The 699-nt window shown below is 75.7% G+C and carries 1 pseudogene; it reads right to left on the bottom strand.

The annotated features are described in order from the left end of the window. Nucleotides 1-699: pseudogene (locus IFT89_RS19910) on the bottom strand (acetyl-CoA C-acyltransferase); the annotation flags it as partial.

Raw genomic sequence — 699 nt, 5'->3', positions numbered from 1 at the left:
TGCTCCCGGACGGCGAGACCGGGCGTCGCGCTCCCGTGGGCGGGTCCGCCGGGCACGACGAGCACGGCGGCGGCTCCGTCGCTCACCCGGCAGGTGTTGCCCGCGGTGAGAGAGCCGTCGGTGAAGAGCGGCGTGAACCGGGGGAGCAGACGCTCGATCCCGCTGCGCGGCACCTCGTCCTGCTCCACCGCCCCGACCAGCGGGACGAGCTCGTCGGTGAACCGCCCGGCGGCGACGGCGCTCGCCGCACGGTGCGTGCTCCGCGCCGCGTAGGCGTCCTGGCGTTCGCGGGAGATCCCGTCGTGCTCGGCGAGGTCCTCGGCGGCGCGGGTCATGTCGGGGTCGTGCCAACCCGCCGGTGCGAACGGAGCGCGTGCGTAGGCGACGCCGTCGACGGAACGAGTCGGCGCGGTCGACGCGCTCTCGACCCCGCCGGCGATCCGTGGCCGATGGTCGCCGGCGCTGATCGCCATGGACGCCTCGATGATCGCCGCGAGGCCGCTGCCGCACTGCCGATCGACGGTGAGCCCTGGAACGTCGAAGCCGAGGCCGGCACCGAGTGCGGCGACGCGGGCCGGGTTGCCGCCAGGCCCCATGCAGTTGCCGAGGACGACGTCCGCGACCACCGGCGGCAGGCCCAGCGCGTGCGTCGCATCGTCGTGCACGGCGCGGACGACGGGGACCGCCAGCTGCTCGACC

It is taken from the genome of Plantibacter sp. CFBP 13570, from assembly GCF_014841395.1.
Taxonomy (GTDB): domain Bacteria; phylum Actinomycetota; class Actinomycetes; order Actinomycetales; family Microbacteriaceae; genus Plantibacter; species Plantibacter auratus.
The sequence above is the reverse complement of the archived record's forward strand: the minus strand, read 5'-3'. Positions and strand labels throughout refer to the sequence as shown.